At 48.2% G+C, this 21,051-nt stretch carries 24 protein-coding genes and 1 other annotated feature; of the genes, 11 read left to right on the top strand and 13 right to left on the bottom strand.

The features are described from left to right. Window positions 1-36: 36 nt before the first annotated feature. Both rpmF and ACTRXF_RS00665 read right to left on the bottom strand, forming a co-directional pair. Entirely contained in the window at window positions 37-210 is a 174-nt protein-coding gene (gene rpmF, locus ACTRXF_RS00670; RefSeq protein ID WP_322524592.1) for a 50S ribosomal protein L32, read from the bottom strand. A gap of 54 nt (window positions 211-264) precedes the next feature. Then, entirely contained in the window at window positions 265-807 is a 543-nt protein-coding gene (locus ACTRXF_RS00665) for a YceD family protein (RefSeq protein ID WP_474277239.1), read from the bottom strand. 169 nt (window positions 808-976) lie between these two features. Between ACTRXF_RS00665 and ACTRXF_RS00660 the strand changes: the two genes are divergently transcribed. Next, complete coding sequence (locus ACTRXF_RS00660) at window positions 977-2,173, top strand: nucleotidyltransferase (protein ID WP_474277237.1); 1,197 nt, start codon at window positions 977-979, stop codon at window positions 2,171-2,173. On the opposite strand, the gene ACTRXF_RS00655 is transcribed toward ACTRXF_RS00660, so the two are convergent. The 5 genes from ACTRXF_RS00655 to ACTRXF_RS00635 all read right to left on the bottom strand — a co-directional run bounded on the left by ACTRXF_RS00655 (window position 2,170) and on the right by ACTRXF_RS00635 (window position 5,922). Further along, a complete protein-coding gene (locus ACTRXF_RS00655; RefSeq protein ID WP_474277235.1) occupies window positions 2,170-3,231 on the bottom strand; it encodes a SepM family pheromone-processing serine protease in 1,062 nt (353 codons plus the stop codon). The two genes, ACTRXF_RS00660 and ACTRXF_RS00655, sit on opposite strands and share 4 nt — an antisense overlap. A 73-nt stretch (window positions 3,232-3,304) precedes the next feature. Beyond that, window positions 3,305-3,799, bottom strand: coding sequence for a pantetheine-phosphate adenylyltransferase (gene coaD, locus ACTRXF_RS00650; RefSeq protein WP_474260363.1), 495 nt, complete (start codon window positions 3,797-3,799; stop codon window positions 3,305-3,307). After that, complete coding sequence (gene rsmD, locus ACTRXF_RS00645) at window positions 3,789-4,361, bottom strand: 16S rRNA (guanine(966)-N(2))-methyltransferase RsmD (RefSeq protein ID WP_474260360.1); 573 nt, start codon at window positions 4,359-4,361, stop codon at window positions 3,789-3,791. Before rsmD ends, coaD begins: the two co-directional genes overlap by 11 nt. 15 nt (window positions 4,362-4,376) lie before the next feature. Continuing rightward, on the bottom strand, window positions 4,377-5,576 hold the full coding sequence (locus ACTRXF_RS00640) for an MFS transporter (RefSeq protein ID WP_474277233.1): 1,200 nt from the start codon (window positions 5,574-5,576) through the stop codon (window positions 4,377-4,379). A 73-nt stretch (window positions 5,577-5,649) separates the two neighbouring features. Next, window positions 5,650-5,922, bottom strand: coding sequence for a YlbG family protein (locus ACTRXF_RS00635; RefSeq protein WP_474260356.1), 273 nt, complete (start codon window positions 5,920-5,922; stop codon window positions 5,650-5,652). An 81-nt stretch (window positions 5,923-6,003) separates the two neighbouring features. Here ACTRXF_RS00635 and ACTRXF_RS00630 point away from each other — a divergent pair, with 81 nt between their 5' ends. Next, window positions 6,004-7,500, top strand: a complete 1,497-nt coding sequence (locus ACTRXF_RS00630) for a phytoene desaturase family protein (protein WP_474277231.1) — start codon at window positions 6,004-6,006, stop codon at window positions 7,498-7,500. Here the strand turns inward: ACTRXF_RS00630 and ACTRXF_RS00625 are convergent, their stop codons facing one another. Continuing rightward, window positions 7,501-8,271: an SDR family NAD(P)-dependent oxidoreductase gene (locus ACTRXF_RS00625; protein WP_474277229.1), complete on the bottom strand. Its 771-nt coding sequence runs from the start codon at window positions 8,269-8,271 to the stop codon at window positions 7,501-7,503. Window positions 8,272-8,353: 82 nt separating this feature from the next. After that, window positions 8,354-8,556: a binding site (T-box leader), on the top strand. A 53-nt stretch (window positions 8,557-8,609) separates the two neighbouring features. Here ACTRXF_RS00625 and proB point away from each other — a divergent pair. Genes proB through proC form a run of 3 tightly spaced genes read left to right on the top strand, consistent with a single transcriptional unit; the run spans window position 8,610 to window position 11,817 of the window. After that, entirely contained in the window at window positions 8,610-9,725 is a 1,116-nt protein-coding gene (gene proB / locus ACTRXF_RS00620; RefSeq protein ID WP_474260824.1) for a glutamate 5-kinase, read from the top strand. 2 nt (window positions 9,726-9,727) lie between these two features. After that, the gene (locus ACTRXF_RS00615; RefSeq protein ID WP_474277227.1) at window positions 9,728-10,990 is read left to right on the top strand and encodes a glutamate-5-semialdehyde dehydrogenase; all 1,263 of its coding nucleotides are present in this window, start codon (window positions 9,728-9,730) and stop codon (window positions 10,988-10,990) included. Next, on the top strand, window positions 10,987-11,817 hold the full coding sequence (proC, locus tag ACTRXF_RS00610) for a pyrroline-5-carboxylate reductase (protein ID WP_474277225.1): 831 nt from the start codon (window positions 10,987-10,989) through the stop codon (window positions 11,815-11,817). Before ACTRXF_RS00615 ends, proC begins: the two co-directional genes overlap by 4 nt. 48 nt (window positions 11,818-11,865) lie before the next feature. On the opposite strand, the gene ACTRXF_RS00605 is transcribed toward proC, so the two are convergent. Beyond that, window positions 11,866-12,855 (bottom strand): NAD(P)/FAD-dependent oxidoreductase, encoded by a 990-nt coding sequence (locus tag ACTRXF_RS00605; RefSeq protein WP_474277223.1) that lies wholly within the window; start codon window positions 12,853-12,855, stop codon window positions 11,866-11,868. Between the two features lie 90 nt (window positions 12,856-12,945). Here ACTRXF_RS00605 and ACTRXF_RS00600 point away from each other — a divergent pair, with 90 nt between their 5' ends. Beyond that, window positions 12,946-13,755 carry an ion transporter gene (locus ACTRXF_RS00600; RefSeq protein WP_474277221.1) on the top strand — a complete coding sequence of 270 codons (810 nt, stop codon included), beginning with the start codon at window positions 12,946-12,948 and terminating at the stop codon, window positions 13,753-13,755. A 47-nt stretch (window positions 13,756-13,802) separates the two neighbouring features. Here the strand turns inward: ACTRXF_RS00600 and ACTRXF_RS00595 are convergent, their stop codons facing one another. Then, a complete protein-coding gene (locus tag ACTRXF_RS00595) occupies window positions 13,803-15,170 on the bottom strand; it encodes an aspartate kinase (protein WP_474277219.1) in 1,368 nt (455 codons plus the stop codon). A 401-nt stretch (window positions 15,171-15,571) separates the two neighbouring features. Here ACTRXF_RS00595 and ACTRXF_RS00590 point away from each other — a divergent pair, with 401 nt between their 5' ends. Then, on the top strand, window positions 15,572-15,880 hold the full coding sequence (locus tag ACTRXF_RS00590) for a MerR family transcriptional regulator (protein ID WP_022792668.1): 309 nt from the start codon (window positions 15,572-15,574) through the stop codon (window positions 15,878-15,880). 205 nt (window positions 15,881-16,085) lie between these two features. Beyond that, window positions 16,086-16,532 (top strand): cyclic-di-AMP-binding protein CbpB, encoded by a 447-nt coding sequence (gene cbpB / locus ACTRXF_RS00585; protein WP_474260341.1) that lies wholly within the window; start codon window positions 16,086-16,088, stop codon window positions 16,530-16,532. Window positions 16,533-16,551: 19 nt separating this feature from the next. Here the strand turns inward: cbpB and ACTRXF_RS00580 are convergent, their stop codons facing one another. After that, window positions 16,552-17,007, bottom strand: coding sequence for an SRPBCC family protein (locus ACTRXF_RS00580; RefSeq protein WP_474277217.1), 456 nt, complete (start codon window positions 17,005-17,007; stop codon window positions 16,552-16,554). A gap of 56 nt (window positions 17,008-17,063) precedes the next feature. Beyond that, on the bottom strand, window positions 17,064-17,504 hold the full coding sequence (locus ACTRXF_RS00575; RefSeq protein WP_474277215.1) for a YlbF/YmcA family competence regulator: 441 nt from the start codon (window positions 17,502-17,504) through the stop codon (window positions 17,064-17,066). A 128-nt stretch (window positions 17,505-17,632) separates the two neighbouring features. Here ACTRXF_RS00575 and ACTRXF_RS00570 point away from each other — a divergent pair, with 128 nt between their 5' ends. Then, window positions 17,633-18,145 carry a PaaI family thioesterase gene (locus ACTRXF_RS00570; RefSeq protein WP_474277213.1) on the top strand — a complete coding sequence of 171 codons (513 nt, stop codon included), beginning with the start codon at window positions 17,633-17,635 and terminating at the stop codon, window positions 18,143-18,145. A 97-nt stretch (window positions 18,146-18,242) separates the two neighbouring features. Continuing rightward, window positions 18,243-19,307, top strand: a complete 1,065-nt coding sequence (ytvI, locus tag ACTRXF_RS00565) for a sporulation integral membrane protein YtvI (protein WP_474277211.1) — start codon at window positions 18,243-18,245, stop codon at window positions 19,305-19,307. A gap of 31 nt (window positions 19,308-19,338) precedes the next feature. Here ytvI and ACTRXF_RS00560 read toward each other — a convergent pair whose 3' ends face one another. Then, on the bottom strand, window positions 19,339-19,893 hold the full coding sequence (locus tag ACTRXF_RS00560) for a DUF420 domain-containing protein (protein ID WP_474263821.1): 555 nt from the start codon (window positions 19,891-19,893) through the stop codon (window positions 19,339-19,341). Between the two features lie 253 nt (window positions 19,894-20,146). Here ACTRXF_RS00560 and ACTRXF_RS00555 point away from each other — a divergent pair, with 253 nt between their 5' ends. Next, window positions 20,147-21,046 (top strand): COX15/CtaA family protein, encoded by a 900-nt coding sequence (locus tag ACTRXF_RS00555; RefSeq protein WP_474263823.1) that lies wholly within the window; start codon window positions 20,147-20,149, stop codon window positions 21,044-21,046. Window positions 21,047-21,051: the final 5 nt, after the last annotated feature.

The raw sequence follows: 21,051 nt of genomic DNA, 5'->3' as shown, positions 1-21,051 counted from the left end.
AAGCAGGACGCCGTCTCCGGCTCCCTGCTTTTTTTATTACTTTTCTACAACTGTTTCGCCTTTGTAAGAACCGCAATTTCTGCACACGCGGTGAGATAGTTTCTGCTCTCCACATTGTTCACATTCTACCATACCTGGTACTGCTACTTTATGATGAGCTCTGCGCATACGTTTACGGGTCTTAGAAGTACGTCTAAAAGGTACTGCCATGATTCCCACCTCCTTATAAGATAAAGATTATTTCAACCAGTGAATGATTTTGGATCAGCTGGAGCCTTTATCGAAATACTTCGATAAATCAGCCATTCTCGGATCAACTTTAGGAGCTTCCTGCTCCCGTTCCTTTATTAATTCATCCTCCGAGATTACCCGCCAGTTATCTCCGCTCTGAGGAGCAAGCGGCTCACCGTCCCCCTCTTTCGCGAAGACTCTGAACGGCATTTCAAGGAAAATGTTTTCTTTAATATATGGGAGAAGATCGACAAAACCATCTTCTGGCTCGTGTTCATTAATGTTTTCTTCGTCCGCAGGCATTCCATCCAGCCGAAATGCTTCAAACATTTCCACATCAAACGGATGATGGACGTCCGCGAGCGTGCGCGCACATGGAAGTATCATCGTTCCTGTTAACCGCAGGTGTACTTGAAAGGTTTCTTCAACGATTGTCCCTTCGCCCTGCACATGCACAGCACTGATATCCCGTAACTCTTTATCGCGTTCAATCATCTCTGAAACATCTGCTTCATCTTCGATGTTAAACGACTGTTCGTGCTTCTTTGAAAGTAACTGCTGGATACCCCATTTCATCGGATCCACCTCCAGACAACAAGAGTAATTATATCCATCGTAACGTTCTTTGTCAACATTTTTTCTTTACAGTAAACCCTTTTGAACTCTCGAAAAACATCGTATCATGAATAAAGAAACGTGAAAAGCGATATCTCCCGAAATACCCTACTTGAAAGGCGGACTTATAATGAATGTTCTAGGAGTGGTTGTCGAATACAATCCTTTTCATAACGGCCACCTGTATCATCTCAAACAGGCTGCGGTCCAGAGCAAGGCCGATGCGATCGTATGTATTATGAGCGGCCCTTTTCTTCAAAGGGGCGAACCTGCTCTCGTCCCTAAAAGAGAACGGGCTGAAATGGCGATCTCGAGCGGGGCTGATCTTGTTATCGAGCTTCCTTATATGTTTGCCTGCCAGCATGCTGATATATTTGCTGCCGGGGCTGTTTCCATCTGTAGAGAGCTCGGTGTTACCGATTTAAACTTCGGCAGCGAGCACGGAGAATCCGCTCCATTTATAAAGCTTGTCGATTTTCTTTACGCGCACCGGGACCGTTTTGATGAACGCGTCCGCTTTCATATTCAGGGAGGATGCAGCTATGCTAAAGCTAACGAACTCGCCTACAGAGACTTGGAGGCTCCGGGCTCCCTGCCGGACTTAAGCCAGCCAAACAATATTCTCGGCTTCCATTATACAAAAGCTGCAGCCCAGGCTTACCCGGAGCTCCGGATCGACACCGTCAAACGAAAAGGCGCTTCCTATCACGACGTTTCTCCACAGGACTCGTCTATCGCAAGCGCCACCAGCCTCCGGCAGATGCTTCAGCGCGGGGAAGAGATCAGTTCATTTATCCCCGAAGCCTCCAGGCGCATTCTTACCCGACTCCCACACCTGCGGTTTTGGGAGGATTATTTTGCTGTTCTGCAGGCCAAGGTGGTAGCTGCCTCCGACACAGAGCTCGCTTCCCACTATGATATGTCAGAGGGTCTTCATAACCGCATGAAACGGCTGATGAAAGAAGCAGCCGCTTTCGACCAGTGGCTGCACCTCGTAAAAACAAAGCGTTATACTTTGACACGCCTTCAGCGTACCGCTGTGCATATATTAACCGGCCTGACAAAAGATGAAGCCTCTGCCGCCTCTGATGGGCGAAATGTTGATCACATCCGGGTTCTGGGCATGAATGAGCAGGGAAGATTCTATTTAAACCAGGCAAAAAAACATATATCCGTTCCTCTTTATACGAAAATGAGCAGTAAAAAAACGCCGCAGCTGGCAATCGGCGAACGGGCTGATAATGCTTATGCGCTTTTACTTCCGCCTGCTGAAAGACAGAAAGAATGGCGGAAGGATTACGACCTCCCGCCCCTGCTGCTTTTTTAAGGTTTGCTTTCAGCTAATTTCAGGTCGTTTTTCAGGTAGTTTAAAGCTTCGTCGAGCGTCTCCACTGGTACGATTTCCATATCTGACCCAATATTCTCCGCCGTCTGTCTGGCAATTTCATAATTGGACGGCGAAGCCATGTCTGATGCGGGCGCAAAAAAGACATCTATATCTTCTTTATCCGCCGCAACAATTTTTTTATCTATTCCGCCAATCGGGCCGACACCACCCTGTTCATCAATAGTGCCGGTACCAGCAATTTTCTCGCCGCCTGTAAGATCTTCTTCTGTGAGCTGATTGTATACTTCAAGTGCAAACATCAGACCCGCGGAAGGTCCTCCGATAGATCCTGCGTCGATTGTAACCTCCGGATCAAGCGAGACGGTTCTTTCCGTATAGGGGTACAGTATTCCAAGACCGGAGTTTTCCTCCTCCCCGGTCGATGCCGGAAACGATTCCACTGCAACCTCCGCCTCCATCTGCTTATTATTACGCTGGAAAGTGATGGTTGCTTTTTCTCCTGTTTCCACATTTGCAATCTCACTGTTTAATTCCTCAAGCGTCTGGATATCTGTGCCATTGACCGCCTGGATCAGGTCGCCCTCCTCCAGCTTTTCTGCCGCGTCCATTCCGTCGATAAAGTCCGAAGCCCTTACTCCCTGGTACTCTACACTGACGGTCTTCCCGGCCGCTTCATACGCTGCTATTTCTGCAGATTCCTGGGAGCTTTCCATTACCTGACGCTGGCGTTCAAAAAATTCCTCCTCACTTTCATCTTCAAATTGGTAGGAGGTTTTTGGAGAAAGCTCTCGGTAAGGAGAAAATACTGACCATAAAGCAAGTGCAGGTGTAGCACCCTGTTGAAAAACAGTCGTTAAATACATTTCGCCGGATTCCTCCGCCCCCTGCTCCACTTCGACCACCGGGGACAAACTGGCTGCCGAGCCTGGCTGTATATAATAGTACGGGAGAGGCACCTGGGTTAATATAAGCACCACAGCTGCTATGACAGCTGCAGTAATAATCCGCCGCATTTTCCTGCTTCCGGTGCGATACATGTTCTTCATCCTTTATAAACAATTATTATTCATCATACGAAGGATGGAAGGGGAATTGCAATGAATCGCACTTCTACCCACGGTTTTTCTTCTCAAACTGTTTTCTGAGCGCATCTTCCACGTGCGCAGGCACAAGCCCGGATACATCCGCTCCGTATTCCGCTACTTCTTTTACAATACTCGAGCTCAGATAAGAGTACTGGTGATTTGTCATCATAAAAAATGTCTCCACCCCAGGCTCGAGTTTTCTATTTATTGACGCTGCCTGCATTTCATATTCAAAATCAGACACCGCCCGGAGGCCTCTTACGATCGTATCAGCTTTTATTTCTTTCACATAATCCACTAAAAGTCCGTGAAAAGCATCTACTTCCACCCCTGGCATATGCTTGACTGATTCTTCTATCAGCTTCACCCGCTGGTCAATGGAAAAGAACGGTTCTTTTTTCCGGTTATGCAGTACTGCCACTACCACATGGTCAAATACATTGTACGCCCGTTCGATAATATCCAGATGGCCGTTGGTGACCGGGTCAAAGCTTCCTGGATAAATTGCTTTATTCGCCATTCTTAGCGCCTCCTGTCAGCTGCAATATTGTAAGTGTGGTATCACCATAATTTTTTTCTGCAAATACAGACAGACGTCCGTCAAACGCTGCCGATTTCGCCGTGGCATGCTCCCATATAAGCATGCCGTCTTCTTTTAGCATAGAGCAGTCCAGTACTTTTTTCACCAGCTGCTCTGCTTTTTCTTCTGCGTAAGGAGGATCAAAAAAAATCAAATCGAACTGCCGCCCCCGGGCCTCAAGACGATCCAGGGCTTTAGACGCTTCTGAACGGTAAACCTCTGTCCGGGCACCAAGCGCAAAAGCGTCAATATTGGCCCGGATGGTCCTGACCGCGTTCTGGGCTTTGTCAACAAAAACAGCTGAACTGCAGCCTCTGCTGAGCGCCTCAATTCCGAGGTTCCCGGTTCCGGCGAACAGATCAAGGACCGTTTCCTCCTCAGAAAAAAAGGGGCCCAGCTTATGAAACAATGCCTCTTTTACTTTATCTGACGTCGGCCTTGTGCCGGTTCCCGGCACAGCCTTCAGCCTCCGTCCTTTAAGTTCCCCTGCTATCACTCTCATACGTTTCGCCTCACTCTATAATTCTGTGCGCTGCGCCAGCTTTGGAATCACTTTTGTATACATGACAAAGACAGCAGCCCCCAGTATTGCGGCGCTGATTAAAAACAAACCGCGCATACCAAGAGCGGCGCTGATCAGCCCTCCTGCGGCTGGTCCAAGCATGTTTCCAAGAAACAAAAAGCTATTGGAAAAGCCGTACGCCCTGCTTTCCATTCCCTTCGGGGACAGCTGGCGTATTAACGTGTTAGCCGCCGGCAGAAGGCCGCCGAGACACAAACCAACAAAAAAACGTGCAGCAATCAGCTGCCAAAGGTTTGTTACGAAGGCCTGCGGTATAGAAAGGAGCACTGCACCGATTAACGAACCGAACAGCACATATTGCGCCCCCTTCGTATCGCTGAGTTTACCAAGCTTTGGCGAAGCAAGCATGTTCGCCACCCCCAGGGAGGCCACAGCCAGACCAGCGTAAAAAGCATTTTCCTCTCTGCCGCTCAGCTCTCCAACAAACACGGAAATGAGCGGATTCACTCCGATCAGCGCGAACTGCACAAGAAAAATAACGGTATACAGAGGGATCATAGGCTGTACGCCTGCAATCCTTTTGAAATCATCACTCGTTTTCGTTTTCTCCGCCTGCTCCGGCTTCTCGAAATCTTCCTTCACTAAAAACAAAACGGCAACCGCGGCTACGGCGATGCCTAGTCCGGTAATGTTAAATATAGCCCGGAAGCCAAACGCGTCTGCAAGCAGGCCGCCGATCAGCGGACCGCAGATCGTTCCTGCCACCGTGCCCGACTGCAGCATACCGAGCGCACGCCCCACATATTCCTTCGGTGTGTTCGTGGACACGAGCGCGATCGAAGCCGGAATAAAACCGCTGATGGTCCCGTTCAGCATTCTCAGAAAAAACAAACTCCACGGACCGGTGGCAAACCCCATCAGTACCATTACGATTGCCATACCGAAGCCGGAACGAAGCACCATCAGCTTACGGCCCTGTCTGTCTGCAATTTTACCCCAGAGCGGGGCAAATAAAAAAGCCGTTAAAAAATTGACGCCAAAAATAACACCTGACCAGATACTTATCTGCCCAGGGTCTGTCACTCCAAGTTCCTGCAGATACAGCGGCAGGAATGGAACGATCATCGTCATGGCTGCCATTACGAAAAATTGGGCAGCCATTAATATATATAAATTTTTTCTCCATCTTACCATGAGAGAGGTCCCTTCTTTCTGCCTCCCTTATTATAAAACAGCGTTTCCCTTCGAACAATAAAAGGTGGCTTATTTATATTCCTATGCTGTCATCCTGCGGTTGGCTTTCTTTTTCGACCTTGTGGTATTCTAGCGGAATAAATGGTTTTTCCGAACGCTCCACCCTTTCCACAAAACCGAGATTTCCAATTTGGCTTATAGCCGTATCCACATTTTCCTGATCCACATATATTACCGCGTATTTCATTTGTTTGGAAACGTAGTGCACTAATCCGTACTTTCTCAGCTGTCTCGCCTGTTTGACAGATTTAATCCAAACGGCTATGCCAATTCTCGGCTGATGCATGAAAGCACATCCTTTCGCGTGATTTTCGTTAAGTCTAGCATGTCAGGAGAAAAAAGGGCAATGCTGTCTAGGAGGAGTAACATGAACCGACCATCTGTAATTGTTATCGGAGGAGGCTTCGGCGGGCTTACAACAGCCGCCCTGCTCGCCCGCCACCACTGTGACGTCACTTTGTTTGAAGCTTCCAATGAATGGGGCGGCTGCGCCGGCAAGTTCACACACAAACCGCACCTTTTTCCTGTCGGTGCCACTCTCGGCCTCGGTCTGCAGCAGCCGGACGGGCTTCATCACCGGGTTTTCAGCCACCTCGGAGAGCCAATTCCAAAACATGAGAGCCTAGAGACCATTATGCAGGTTCACGCTCCTTCTTTTACTCTGCCTCTTTACTCTTCCCGGGAAAAGCATATCGATACTCTCTGCAGGTTGTTCCCATCCTCGGCAGCCAGTATTCGCTCGTTATACCGCTATATTTTCCGGGTTGGGGAAGAGCTCCGGAAGCTGATCCACCGTCTTCCGGTTCTTCCAATGCAAAAGCCCGCTGATTTCATTCGTTCTGTGCGGGCACTGCGGCCCGGAATCCTCGGTGCTGTCCGCTGGCTCGCTGCCTCCACCGAGGATGTGCTGCGGCACTACCGTCTGCACGACACCGAAGTGCATCGGTATATCGACGGGCAGCTCCTGGACAGCCTGCAGACAAGCAGCCGCCACGCCCCTGCCCTGCTTGGACTGTACGCCCTCGATTTATACCATCAGGGCGCTTCCTATGTATACGGCGGATTGTACCGTATGGCCGAACAGTTAAAAGAAGCCGGCGAACGTCACGGGGCTTCTATGCAAAAACGCCGCCGCATTCAGGCTGTAGAAAGGAATGACGACGGCACATGGACGGTTATTGACCACCGGGAGCGAAAGACACGAGCCGATCATCTGGTGCTGAACATCCCTGTTCAGACCGCTCTCCCGCTGTTTCAGCCCGAAGAGCGAAAACAGTTCACCAGGCGCTGGCAGACCAAATCCGAAACGCCGATCTGGAGTACTTTTTCCATGTACGGTGTCTGTAAGCCGTCAGAGCCCCCCGCAGCACTGTTTCACCAGCTGCTCTGGGATCAGAAGCTTCCCGGCATTTCAAGCCATTTATTTTATTCATTATCATCGCCGGATGATCGTCTCCGGGCCCCCGAAGGTGAGCGTACGTTTACCGTCTCTACTCACACACCGCCCGAATACTGGGAGGATTTGTCCTTGTATGACGAAAAAAAGTCAGCAGCTGCCCTGGCGCTAGTGGAAAAAATTCAGGAAGCAGGCCTGCCTGTCGAGCCGGAGCGGGTCCTGCCCGGAGCTCCGCACGCCTGGGAACGCTATATTAAACGGCCCCGCGGCATGGTTGGCGGCTTCCCGCAGACGAGGAAAAACACGTTTTTTCAGCCGTTGTCCCACCGGAGCCCGCTTGAAAACGTATGGTTCTGCGGAGATTCCGTGTTCCCGGGGGCCAGTACGATGGCCGTTACCATGAGTGGCATTCATGTATTTGAATCGATCAGCGGCCTATCCTTTGCCGCTCTGGAACGACAGCAGTAATCATTTGCGGTGAAACTGCCTGCGTCCAATTTTTTCTACTGCTGACGGCCATAGCTGGTACAGTGTACTGAGGACTTTCATCCACCGGGGCATAAACACCGTGCGCTTCGGCTTCTCCAGCAGCTTCACCAGCTGCCCGGCTACTTTTTCGGAGGATAGGGCTATCTGTTCAACCGAACGCTTATACTTCCCGCTCGGATCTGCGCGGTCATGAAAATCAGTTCTCACCGGCCCGGTATTTAATACCGAAACCCGCACCCCCGTTCCGGCCGTCTCCAGGCGCAGCGCTTCGGCGAATCCAAGCACAGCACGTTTGCTTGCGGCGTAAACGGTCGCTTTGGGTGTGCCTATAATCCCTGCGGTTGAGCCTGTGAAAACGATATGTCCGCCCGTCTGTTTTAATTCAGGAAGCAGCGCCTGAGTAATGGCGATGTTTCCTTTTACATTTGTATCTATCATCTGCTCCCAGTCCTTTATGCTCAGCTGCTCCAGTTCCCCAAACTTCCCTGTACCGGCGTTATTAATGAGGACGTCCGGGCTTCCGTATATACCAGTGATTTTTTTCATTTTTTTTGCCGCGTTTTCTGTTACCCCAACATCCATCGTCCAGGCTGCAAACTTCCCGGGATACCCCTTCCACTCTTCTTCTGCTGCCTGCAGCTGCTCCGTGTTCCTTCCGATACCTATTACCGTCTCTCCGTTTTGCACGAGCTTTTCTGCCGTTTTTCTGCCAATACCGCTGCTTGCTCCTGTTAATATAATTGTTTTCAACTAATCTTCCTCCCAGACGTATTAAAACTTGACAAACTACCTGGCACTTTACATAATAGTAATCACAAATAAGCTGAATAGTACAAAAGCTGTGAAACGGAAATAGTAGGACAAAGCACCGACAGAGAGCATAGCCACGAGCTGAAAGCTATGCCGGAATTTGTTTTGCCTGAACCTGTCCGTGAGCTTCCTTTAGGACGCGGTCCTGCGTTAATGGACATGAGCGGAAAAGACGCAGTCTTTTCAACTAAAGGTGGTACCGCGGATAACTCTTTCGTCCTTTTACAGGCGAAGGGGTTTTTTATATGCAATCAGAACGAATAAGACAGGTGGTTCCAATGAAAAAAGAACGGGTCGTAGTTAAAATCGGGAGCAGCTCTTTAACGAATCAGCAGGGAAGCTTAAGCAGGGAAAAGCTGAAGCAGTATGCAGATGAAATCATCCGGCTGCGGCAGGCAGGAAACGAAGTTATTTTGATCAGCTCCGGGGCCGTAGCTGCCGGCTTTTACGACCTTGGCTATCCGTCCCGTCCGGTTACGACTGCCGGTAAACAGGCTGCCGCTGCTGTCGGGCAGAGCCAGCTGATGCAGGCGTATAACGAAGAATTCAGCAGAGTAAATATCGCTTGCGGCCAGCTGCTTTTGACCCGTGAAAATTTTGCCAATCACAGCCAGTACCAGAATGCTCACTCTACTATTACCGAGCTCCTTCACCGCCAGGTGCTTCCCATTATTAACGAAAATGACTCTATCGCTGTCGATGAACTTACGTTTGGGGATAATGACATGCTGTCAGCACTTGTAGCTGGACTTGTGCATGCAGATACACTGCTGATATTAACAGATATCAACGGCATTTACGATAAGAACCCAAACGAAGATCCAGAAGCCAAAAAATATCATTTCATCCCGTCCATCACGAGCGACCTAATGGATCAGGCCGGTGAATCCAGCTCCTCTGTCGGTACCGGTGGTATGAGGTCCAAGCTAAAAGCAGCCGGCACAGCCATCCGCCTCGGCACCCGGGTATTTGTCGGCAGACTCGGCAGCGGCCACCGACTCGAAGACGTCCTCAGCGGCAAAGGGGACGGCACCTATATAGGGGTGCCCGGCGGAGATGTAATAAACAATAAAAAACAGTGGATCGGCCTCCACTCTGTTACTGCCGGCGCCTTAACAGTTGACGATGGAGCGGCAAAAGCGCTGCTTCGCTCGGGAAAAAGCCTGCTCCCTGCCGGCATCGTCGATGTCCAGGGCCACTTTTCCCCCGGAAATGTGGTCGATGTGTATGACCAGAAGGACCAGCTGCTCGGACGGGGACAGGTGAACATGAGTGCCAAGGAGCTGCAGGCTGTTAAAGGAAAATCCTCGGCCGAAGCAGCCTCGTTTACATTAACGTCAAAATCAGAAGTCATCCACCGGGATAACTGGATTACTACTGTAAGGGAGAGATAAACATGGAACAAACACAAATCAGCACCCAGATGCGGATGCAGGGAGAAGCAGCTAAAAAAGCAGCGAAACGTGTGGCTGTCGCTTCTACCGAAGAAAAAAACAAGGCACTTGCACTTATCGCCGACGAACTTGAAACGAGAGAACCTTTTATTCTTGAAGCGAACGCCCAGGACCTTGAAGCAGGCAGAAAGAATGGGTTATCCCCCGCCCTCCTTGACCGTCTAACGCTTGATTCGGGACGCATCGCAGGTATGGCTGATGGCTGCCGGCAGATCGCCTCTCTTGAAGATCCTATCGGTGAAACCATTGAATCCTGGACCCGGCCGAACGGCCTGAAAATGGAAAGCATCCGGGTGCCGCTCGGCGTGATCGGCATGATTTACGAAGCCCGTCCAAATGTGACGGCTGACGCAGCCGCTCTTGCTTTAAAAACCGGCAACGGCGTTCTTTTACGCGGAAGCTCTTCCGCTTTTCAGTCAAACCAGGCGGTCATGGACGCTATATGGGAGGCACTGGCAAAAACCTCCCTTCCGAAGGAAGCAGTGCAGCTTGCCTCCGACACGTCAAGAGAAGCTGCCACGACAATGTTTCAGATGAATGATTATCTGGATGTGCTGATTCCGCGCGGAGGTGCTAATTTAATAAAAACTGTAGTGAATCAGTCCACCGTGCCGGTGCTTGAAACCGGCGTCGGCAACTGTCACATTTTTATTGATGAAACCGCCGAAGCCGACAAAGCGGTCCAGATTGCCGTTAACGCCAAAACCCAGCGCCCTTCTGTCTGCAATGCAGCTGAAACCATTCTTGTTCACCAGTCCTGGCTTAATACCCACGGTGAATCACTGGTGCATGCATTGCTTGCACACGGAGTGACTATCCGCGGAGATGCCGGCGTGCAAAAGCTGCACGGCGATGTGGAGCCCGCCACTGATGAGGATTGGAACACCGAATACCTGGATATGATCGTTTCGGTGAAGACCGTAGAGGATACGGAAGAAGCCATCGAGCATATCAATACGTTCACGACGTATCACTCTGAAGCAATTGTTACAGAATCAGCGGAAAATAAACGGAAGTTTTTCCAGCAGATTGATGCGGCTGCTCTCTATCATAACGCATCCACCCGCTTCACCGATGGATTTGAATTCGGCTTCGGGGCAGAGATTGGAGTGAGCACCCAGAAGCTGCATGCCCGCGGCCCAATGGGACTGAAGGCAATCACCTCCTACAAATATTTAATTCACGGAGATGGGCAGATCAAATGATGACAAAAACAAACCTACAGCAGAAAACCATTGCATTTATCGGATCCGGCTCAATGGCAGAAGCTATATTTTCAGGACTTCTGCGTCATGAGCTGGTCAAACCGGCGAACGTCCTTGGAACGGTGAAATCGTCTGTGGATAAGCAGAAGCGATTGCAGGAGCAGTACGGCATCCACGTCAAAACTGATAATAAAGAAGCTGTAAAAGCGGCAGACATCGTCGTTCTTGCCGTCAAACCAAAAGACGCCGAAGCGGTCGTCCAGTCATTTGCCGGCGAACTGACAAAAGATAAGCTCCTGATCAGCGTCCTGGCCGGTATTTCTTTAAGTGATCTTGAATCCTTCGTCGAACAGGAGGTGCCAGTCGTCCGTTCGATGCCAAACACTTCCGCTCACGTCGGCGCCTCAACAACGGCTATATGTGCAGGCACCCATGCCACTGACGAGGACCTTGATCTTGCGGAATCGCTATTCCAGGTAGTCGGGAGCGTGCACACGATTTCCGAGCAGGACATCGACGGTTTCACTGCAATTGCCGGAAGCGGTCCCGCCTATTTTTATTATTTTTTGGAAGCAATGGAGGCAATGGCAGCTGAATCCGGCTTTGAGCCGGAGGAAGCAAAAAATATTATCGCTCACACTATGGAAGGGGCGGCTTTTCGCTATCTCGATGCTGACAAAAAACCGCATGAACTGTATCAGGAAGTACTGAGTCCAAATGGAGTGACGGAAGCGGCTTTCACCCATCTTGAAAAACACAGAGTCCAGAAGCATTTTTTAGAAGCCATGAAAGAAGCTTCAAAGCGATCAGGCTCCATTGGCGATTAATGAAAGAAATGAAAGAAAAGCAGGAACCGGGCTCCGGCTCCTGCTTTTTTATTGCAGCAGCGAAATAATTTTCCATGCTGCATCCTTTCCGCTTAAAACAGCTCCTTCCACTTTCCCTTCTCCAAACGCGTCGCCTGCAAATGCAAGTGGATACGGCGAATCATAGCTCCTTGAACGGTCCGGATACATATGTACCGGCTTCGCGTAACGCCATCGCTTCGGGTGAATCTTCATTATTTTTTTGCGGTCCAAAAGCGGCCCGGCAATACGGGTCAGTTCTTCGGCAAAAACTTCATCGGTGTCGTCCCAGTGCTCCCTTGACCATTCACCTTCAGCGTGCACGGTTAGAACGCAGGAATCAGAAATGCCTTTCTGAAGATTACAGCCGACAAACTGAATTCTCGGGTCCCTGGTCTGGATGCCTCCCGGCGCCATAAGAGGACTCTCCCCGTCATATTCGATCATTACGGATAAACACGGATCATAGCGGACAGAAGAAAGATCCTCTTCCCACCTGCGCTCTCCGGGAACGTTTTGCAGCATATCGAGGGACTGCGGCACCGGGGAAGTTAAAAGTACCGCCCGCGCTTCCATTTGATTAGTATCTGCACGAAGTACCCAGCCTTCTTCCCCGGGCACGATTGTCGTAATTTTTGTTTCCTTTTCTATCGTTTTTCCCTTCCATAAATTTTTCATCAGCGGTGCCATCCCGGCCCGCCCAACATATCTCGGGTGACCGTCTCCCTGAAAATGCTGCTCCTGCTCAAGGTTTTCGAGCTGAATAAACCCGTTGCTCCAATTACGTATGTACCCCGCCGCTTCCCATTCTTTTACTGTCTCTTTCATCGACTGACTTCTGGCAGTGAAAAACTGAGCCCCGTGGTCCGCACGGCTGTTGTTCAATCTTCGTGTCGCCATTCTCCCGCCAAGCCCTCTGCTTTTTTCTGCAACCACAGTGCGCAGGCCATGCTTTTCAAGCTCGCGGTTCGCGCTCCATCCGGCGAGGCCGGCACCAATAATAATGACATCCGGGTTCATATAATTCCTCCTTACACAGCTATTTCTTTTCTTCGTCCATTTTTTTCTGTACAATCAAAGCGGTTCACATCTTTTTAAAGGAGTCCACCTATGAGCGAGATATCTACCTTTACCCGTTTTCGGCAGCGTTTAGCTGTCATTTTGGATCAGCCGTTTTTCACTGCTGTTGTAACGACACTTATTTTATTTAATGCACTCCTCGTCGGGCTTGAAACCTCTGAAACCTTATACAGGCGTTACGAAAATACGTTTTCTGTGTTAAATTACATACTCCTCTGGCTTTTTACCATCGAGGTTATCATCCGGTTTTTAGGTGTTTTCCCCTCCTATCGTTTTTTCCGTTCTCCCTGGAACTGGTTTGATTTCTTCATTGTAGCAGCTGGTCACATTTTCGCTGGTTCAGCTTTTATTACCGTCCTACGGGTACTCCGGGTCCTACGGGTGCTCCGGGCCATCACAGTTGTTCCTTCCCTGCGGCGTCTTGTGGACGCTCTGCTCCGCACCATCCCTTCGTTAGGGAATATTATGATTCTGATGAGCATCATTTTTTACGTCTATGCCGTAATTGGCACAATGCTTTATCGTGACACGGCCCCTGAGTATTTCGGGGACATTTTCCAGTCCTTACTGACACTCTTTCAGGTCGTAACCCTCGAGTCGTGGGCAAGTGCAGTCATGCGCCCAATCGCTGAAACGAATCCATTAAGCTGGATTTATTTTGTCTCCTTTGTGCTCGTCGGAACGTTTGTTGTGTTTAACCTGTTTGTCGGCGTCATTGTAAGCAACGTTGAAAAAGCGGAAGCCGAAGAAAGCGAAGACAAGCTGCAGAAGCAGCTCGATCACATGGAGAGCGAACTGAGCGATATTAAACAGCTTCTAAAAGAAAAACAAAAGGATTAGTTTTTTATGTACAAAAGAGGGCAGCCCCGTGGCCGCCCTCTTTATTTTTACTGCAGTATTTCTTTCGTGCTGAAAAATTCTTCATATAAACCGCGGATGGCTTCATCAACATGCCCTTCAGCAATCCCGAAACTGAGTGACACTTCAGATGAACCCTGGTTGATCATTTCAATGTTAATGCCTTTTTCGGAGAATGCCCGGGTCGCGCGGGCAGCTACACCCACCGTCTCATGCATGCCTTCGCCTACGAGCATAATCATCGCGTATCCTTTTTCAATGTAAGCGTCGTCTGCATCGAGTTCATTCATGATCCGCTCAATGATACGCTCTTCTTTTTCTTTAGACATCTGGCCTTCTTCGATAATGATGGACGTGTCGTCGATCCCTGACGGCATGTGCTCATACGAAACTCCTTCGTCTTCAATAATCGCAAGCAGCCGGCGGCCAAAACCTACTTCTCTGTTCATTAAGTATTTGCGCACGTAGATAGTTTCGAATCCTTTATCTGCCGCAATGCCGATAATTGGATTCAATGAATATTCCCGTTCCGAAATGATCATCGTCCCGTTTCCCTGCGGATTATTTGTGTTTTTCACGCAGACCGGAATCTTTTTGCGAAAAGCCGGAATGAGTGCCTCATCATGAAAAACAGCGAATCCTGCATAGGAAAGCTCCCGCATTTCACGGTAGGTCATCCGCTTGATCGCGCAAGGACTGTCCACCACTGTCGGGTTGGCCGCAAATACCGAGTCCACATCTGTGAAGTTTTCGTAAAGATCAGCCTGGACTCCCGCAGCCAGAATGGAGCCGGTAATATCCGACCCTCCACGGGAAAAGGTGACGAGATCCCCTTCTTTCGAATAGCCGAAGAACCCTGGAAATACTACTACTCCTTCGCGCTCGCGCAGCTTATAAATGTGGTCGTAGGACTCGTTCAGCACCTGGGCATTTCCGGGGGTGTCGCTTACAAACAGGCCGGCATCGTTTGGATTAACATACTCGGCCACAGTGCCGATGCTTTGAAGATACCTTGCCACTACCTTAGCGTTATTATCTTCGCCGCCGGCTTTCATCTGGTCAACGAAACGTCCTTCGTTACTTTTGCTGAACTGAATCCGGGCCTCAATATCACTTTCAATAGTTGCGATAATGTCGTCTGATAGGTTCAATTCGGCTGTAATACTACGGAAGCGTTCCAGTACTCTGTTTTTGGCCTCTTCCACCCCGGAATTCTCCAGGCAGGCTTCGGCGAGGGCGATTAATAAATCTGTTACTTTCGTATCTTCACCGCTTCTTTTGCCAGGCGCAGATACTACTACCACCCTGCGGTCTTCATCCGTCGCTACAATATCCGCCACCTTTTTTATTTGTTCTGCACTTGCCAGAGAACTTCCGCCAAATTTAGCTACTTTCATTTTCCTGTCACTCCTGTCATTATTTCCAGTCTTTGTATAAATATCATTCGTGTATATTTCCTGCTTTGTTATTATGATGTGAATTGTTCAAAAATTTCACAATTAATAGATTATCACATGTTTTATCCGTCAACAATCAGTAATATACATGGTTAAAGCCCGTTTGACCCGATTCTTATGTGAAAGAACCCGTGGTCCGTTGCATACGCGTAATCCATAGCAATTACTTTCAATTGGTAGGCTATAGTCATTTATCTATTAATTCCCCCCTTTTCGCAGGTTTAAGCATTGATTTCACATTTTCATTTCCCTGTTATGTGAGGTAATCTAACAAACAACCATACATAAAAAAGTTATTGTGGTATATTAGCTTACAAAAGAGATGAAAAGGGGAGCAAACTATGTCGTCATACAAAGATAAAAAAGTAATTACGATTGGAGTTATGAGCGAATTAACCGGACTTTCCGAAAGAAAAATTCGCTACTATGAAGAACGTAAATTGATTTACCCTGACCGCACTTCCGGCGGGACCAGGAAATATTCTTTTTTGGATGTAGAACGGCTCCTCGATATTGCAGAAAAAATGGAAGACGGTATGCAGACATTTGAAATCCGCCGCATGGAACAAAAGAAAATGAAAAACAAAGAATTGCGGGAAAGAATGCTGCGCGGCCAGCTGAACGCAGCCTTCAATATGCGAAAAGGCTGATTCCATTTCATTCCAAAAGACAGCTGTTGAGTCGATTTGAACCAACAGCTGTCTTTGGTCTGCCTAAAAGCGCCTAGATTACCATTAATTGCGTTTTTTGGAACTTGACGAAACCTTGAAATCCTTTTATTATTCAACATGTCTTTATATCTCTGTGTTGTAGTTATCGTTCTTTTGCTTTATGAGAAATCAATGAAAGTATGTGATGACAGTGCTTCATGAGTTAAAAAACACAAATATTATGGATCAGGAAATAGCTGAGCTGATCATCGGCCACGAAAAAGTAGCCCATGTACAGGCAGTCAATCCCCTCGACCATGCGCTTTTGATACTAATTAAATCCGGTTACACTGCGGTCCCGGTGTTAGATACACATTACCGTGTACAGGGCCAGATCAGCAAGGCCCAGGTACTTGATACGATCCTCGGCACAGAACGCATCGAAATGGATAAGCTCCATGAGCATACTGTGGAAACGGTCATGTCGGAAAAAGTTCCGAAAATGAACGTAGATGATAACTTTGGGAAGGCATTGACGCTTTCTATCAATCATCCATTTGTATGTATTGAAGATGATGAAGGTGCCTTTGTTGGTCTCATTACACGGCGGGCTATTCTCGTTATGGTCCACCGCGAATTTCAGTCTGATTAAAGAAAGCTCCGCTTTTTGATTAAAAAGCGGAGCTTTCTTTATTTTCCGTACTAAACTGTTTTACTACAAAGGCTTTGCGGCTTTTAAACATTCCTCCTAAAAAGCACTTCACCATCCATGCCGGTACTACTGACTCAAATTCGATGTAATCATGAACTCCCGTAAGCGGCCCAAGCTCCTGAAAAGTATGAGTATGCTTCCATGCCGTAAACGGAAAAGGCAGCTTTTTCCCTTCATCCTGAAACGAGCTCGGCTCATCCACGTAAGTAATAACCGAATCCCATACCGTTTTCCATAGACCAAAATAAAGGTACAGCCGGATCTCCGCGCCTGCTTCAGCTTTCCCGGAGGCTTCCACCTCAACTTCAGGAAACTGCGTCATCTCTTCAAGCTGCACCGGGTCCTGAAAGTAATTCCAGACTTCTTCTCTGGAAGCAGGCACTACGGTCTGGGCTTCAAACACACCTTTAAACATAGTAAAAACCTCCTCTTTAAAGGAGTTATACCCTAAAAGAGGAGGTTTTATGTTTATCAGGAGCAGCCGCAGCTTCCGCCGGTCGAACAGCCGCACGACTGGTTATCATAAAACGGATTGCCTGTCGGCACTTTGATGGAAGATGATACGGATTCCGCCACCAGAGTGGATATTTCTGTCAGTAAATTGTCAAGCGCTTTTTCTGCCTGACGGTACCGGATGACTGTTTCATGCATATCCATTTCCCGCTTTACGACTCTCACCTGCTTGGCGGTTGTCTTATAGTCCGGGTGGTACGCCCCGAAGCGCTGTACTTCCTCGTACTGATCCTTCCAGCTTAAAAAATTATTAATTTTTTCCTGGGCCTCCGGATCTTCCTTCATCGCTTTTTTGGCTTCCTTATATTCGATATATATATCAGACTCTACAACCATGTATCCTAACTGTTCCGATTGCTCGAGTATATCTACAGACGTCGATGCTTCTATTACAGACATACATTCACCTCCGCTTTTATTTTATCACGGATCCCCTCATTCTATGAAGAACGAATCATCATATTTGTTCGCTTTTTATCTTATTGCTACAATATAAAAAGAAGTGCACTACGGAGAGGATGAAAAACATGACGGAAAAACATTCACCCCAGCTGACAGAACAGGAAATGCTTGAAAGCATTCTGGCAGATGGCTCCCCGGAAGCGAAAGAGCTGACCAGGCATTATCTTAAACTGCTGCACGACTGGGATACTTCAGACGCCAGAAGCGGCGTAGAACACTTAATGCATACGTCCACCTACTGGGAGGATGAAGAAACGCTTTGCGCCCAGGTTCCCGTTCATCCCGGCCTGCACAATACTCACGGTATCGTTCACGGCGGCGTACTGACGACAATCATGGATAATTCCATGGGCGTGCTTCTTTCAGAGCTCTCTCCTGTTCCAGGCGATATTTTAACGATCGATATTCACGTACAATTTATTTCAGCCGGTACCGGCAGACAGCTCACCTGTAAAGCGTCTCCAGTCACCGTCGGCCGCCGGATCTCCTATGCCGAAGCCGCAGTTTATGATGAAGAAAACCGCCTTATTGCAAAAGCAGATGGAACCTTTTATCTAAAACAGGCTGCCCGCTCCTGACCCAGTGTCCATTAATTTATTACTACTATCCGTTTAAATACATTATAATGAATAAAGCACGTACATACTGCTTCATTTTGACGAAAGGAGTTTCCCTGTGACCGCCCTGCTGACAAAAAAAAATATTTTCCGGTTTATCGGCATCGTTCTTGCCCTTGTCGCTCTTTACTTTATTCTGCCAGTCTCAGGTCCTATTATTCTTGCGTGGCTGACAGCCCTGGCCCTCTCTCCGGCTGTGCGACTCGCTATGCGTTCTCTTAAGATTAAGCGGCCGTTTTCAGTTATGATCGTTTTCTCGGCTTTTCTTTTACTGTTGATTCTACTCGGCTATTTGTTGATTACGCAGGTGATTACCCAGCTGGTGGCTTTCTCCAAAAATCTCCCTACATATATCAGCAACCTTGTGGACACCGTGGAAAATATTCAAACCGGCCTGAATAACCGCTATGAGCAGTGGAATCTGCCGCAGGACACCATCGACCAGATCAACAGCCGGATTGCCGAAATGCTTACCGGGCTTCAGGAAAATATCGCAAGCGACGATCTGCTGAACCAGGCGACGGCGGTTATCGCTTCTATTCCCGGCTATTTAATTATGTTTTTAGTTTATTTGATTGCCCTGTATTTATTTATGATCGATCTCCCAAGACTGAAGGATAAATTCTATTCCTTTTTAAAGCCCGAAACTGGTGAAAAATTTCAATTCATGACCAGCCGGCTTGCTGAAGTGATTCTCGGCTTCTTCAAAGCCCAATTTTTAGTCAGCTTAATTATACTGGCCGTTACGTTTATCGGATTGATGATTTTTACCCCGGAAGTGGCGATTGTGATGAGTTTGATTATTTGGGCCGTTGACTTCATTCCAATTATCGGCTCGATCGCCATTCTCGCCCCGTGGTCTATCTATATGTATATCAGCGGCGACCTTGTCCTTGGAACACAGCTGCTGGCGCTTGGTATTGTTCTACTCATCATCCGCCGTACTGTCGAACCAAAAGTAATGGGGCACCATATTGGACTCTCCCCGCTTGCCACGTTAATCAGCCTGTATCTCGGGCTTACTCTTCTTGGCGTCGTAGGCTTTATCGTTGGTCCGCTTACGGTTATTGCTTTTACTTCTGCACGGGAAGCAGGGCTCATTAAATTAAATTTCAGAGTATAAAAAAGGAAAGCCGCCGGGGCTTTCCTTTTTCTTAATAGTACGGAGCGATCATAAAATAAACCACTACACCGGTAATGCTCACATACAGCCAAAGCGGCATCGTCCAACGGGCAATTTTACGGTGCTTCTGCACCTGATACGTAAAGCCTTTTAAAAATGTATAGATTGAAAGCGGCACGATCAATGCTGCCAAAATAATGTGAGAGATCAAAATAAAGTAATACACATATTGAATGATTCCTTCCCCGCCGTAGGACGTGCTCGATGCAAGGCTGTGGTACGCCAGATACGTGACGAGAAAAAGAGCAGTGGTCGAGAATGCCCCGTATATAAACCGGCGGTGCATTTTAATATTTTTTCTTAAAATAAAGTATAAAGCCCCGAGTAAAAATACAGTCGTAAAGCTGTTAAATATTGCATTCATCATCGGCAGAATGGTCAAATCGAAGCCGTTAAATGTCTGCCCGCCGCCTTCTACAAAAATCAAAACCGTGACGAGCCCGTTGATAATTACGCTGAGCAGTATCACGATCCACGTGTGCGTACGATTAGTTCGCTTCTGTTCTTCGGCTTTTAAATGCGACACGTATATTCCTCCTCTTCTCTGGTAGCGGTTATATTATACTAAATCACAGGGCTTTTTGCAGAGCCCTGAATTAACAATCCAGTGAACGTTTTTTCTTTGCCATTGCTGCTTTCACATATTTTTCACATTTCATTATTTGTTCACGGGCGGACCAGTATTAAAAATTGACTTTTTCAGGCTGGAAATCTACGATTAATTATGTAAGAAAAACGTGGAATTTTTAATTGCATTTATATTGAAGGAGTGACTTATTTTGCACTGGGGACTACGCATATTTGGCGTCATTACTTCCATCGGCATGCTTATTGTACTGCTGCAGGGAGCTCTGGTGACTAACACAGGGTCCGGGGAAGGCTGCGGTGCCACCTGGCCGCTTTGCTTTGGGGAAGTAGTACCTTCCAACCCTGCCGTCGCCACTATCATTGAATACAGCCACCGACTCTGGTCAGGACTGATGGGACTTTTCGTTATTATTCTGGCTATCTGGTCGTCCGTGAAGCTTTCCCACTTACGGGAGACAAAATTTATGGCGTTGATGGCTGTATTGTTTATTATCTTTCAGGGATTAATGGGAGCCGGCGCTGTCATCTGGGGCAACTCGAGTCTCGTGCTCGCGCTTCATTTTGGCATCAGTGCCATTTCGCTTGCCACAGTTATCATGCTCACAATACTGGCATTTGAGGATAACGAGAAGCCGTCGCTGCAGCCTAAAGTAACGAAAGGCTACCGCAGTTATCTGATCGCTACTATCGTCTATTCCTACGCCGTTATCTATACCGGCGCCTACGTGAAGCACTCCGGCGGATCAGAGATGGCCGGTTGGATCCATCGCGGCGCTGCTGTCGCTCTCATGATTGTCGTCGCAGTTCTGATGATTTGGACGCTGAAACGATTCAGAGCCTACACTTCCCTTGCTGCTATGAGTGTGATGACATTCGTTTTAATACTCGTTCAGGCAGGCGCAGGTATCGCTCTCCTTTTCGGAGCGCCTCATTTAACATCAGTGCTTATTCACGCGCTGACAATCAGCATTATTTTCACTATTATGACCTATATGCTCGTGATTATTACAAGGCGTCCCGCCCTTTCATCATCAGAGCTTACCAGCACCTCCAATAACATCAAGCAGAAAGAAGCAGGCCTTCATCATTAAAAGGC

The sequence above is a fragment of the Marinococcus sp. LNHM3E3-2.2 genome, assembly GCF_056034385.1.
This window is presented reverse-complemented; position numbering and strand designations above follow the sequence as displayed.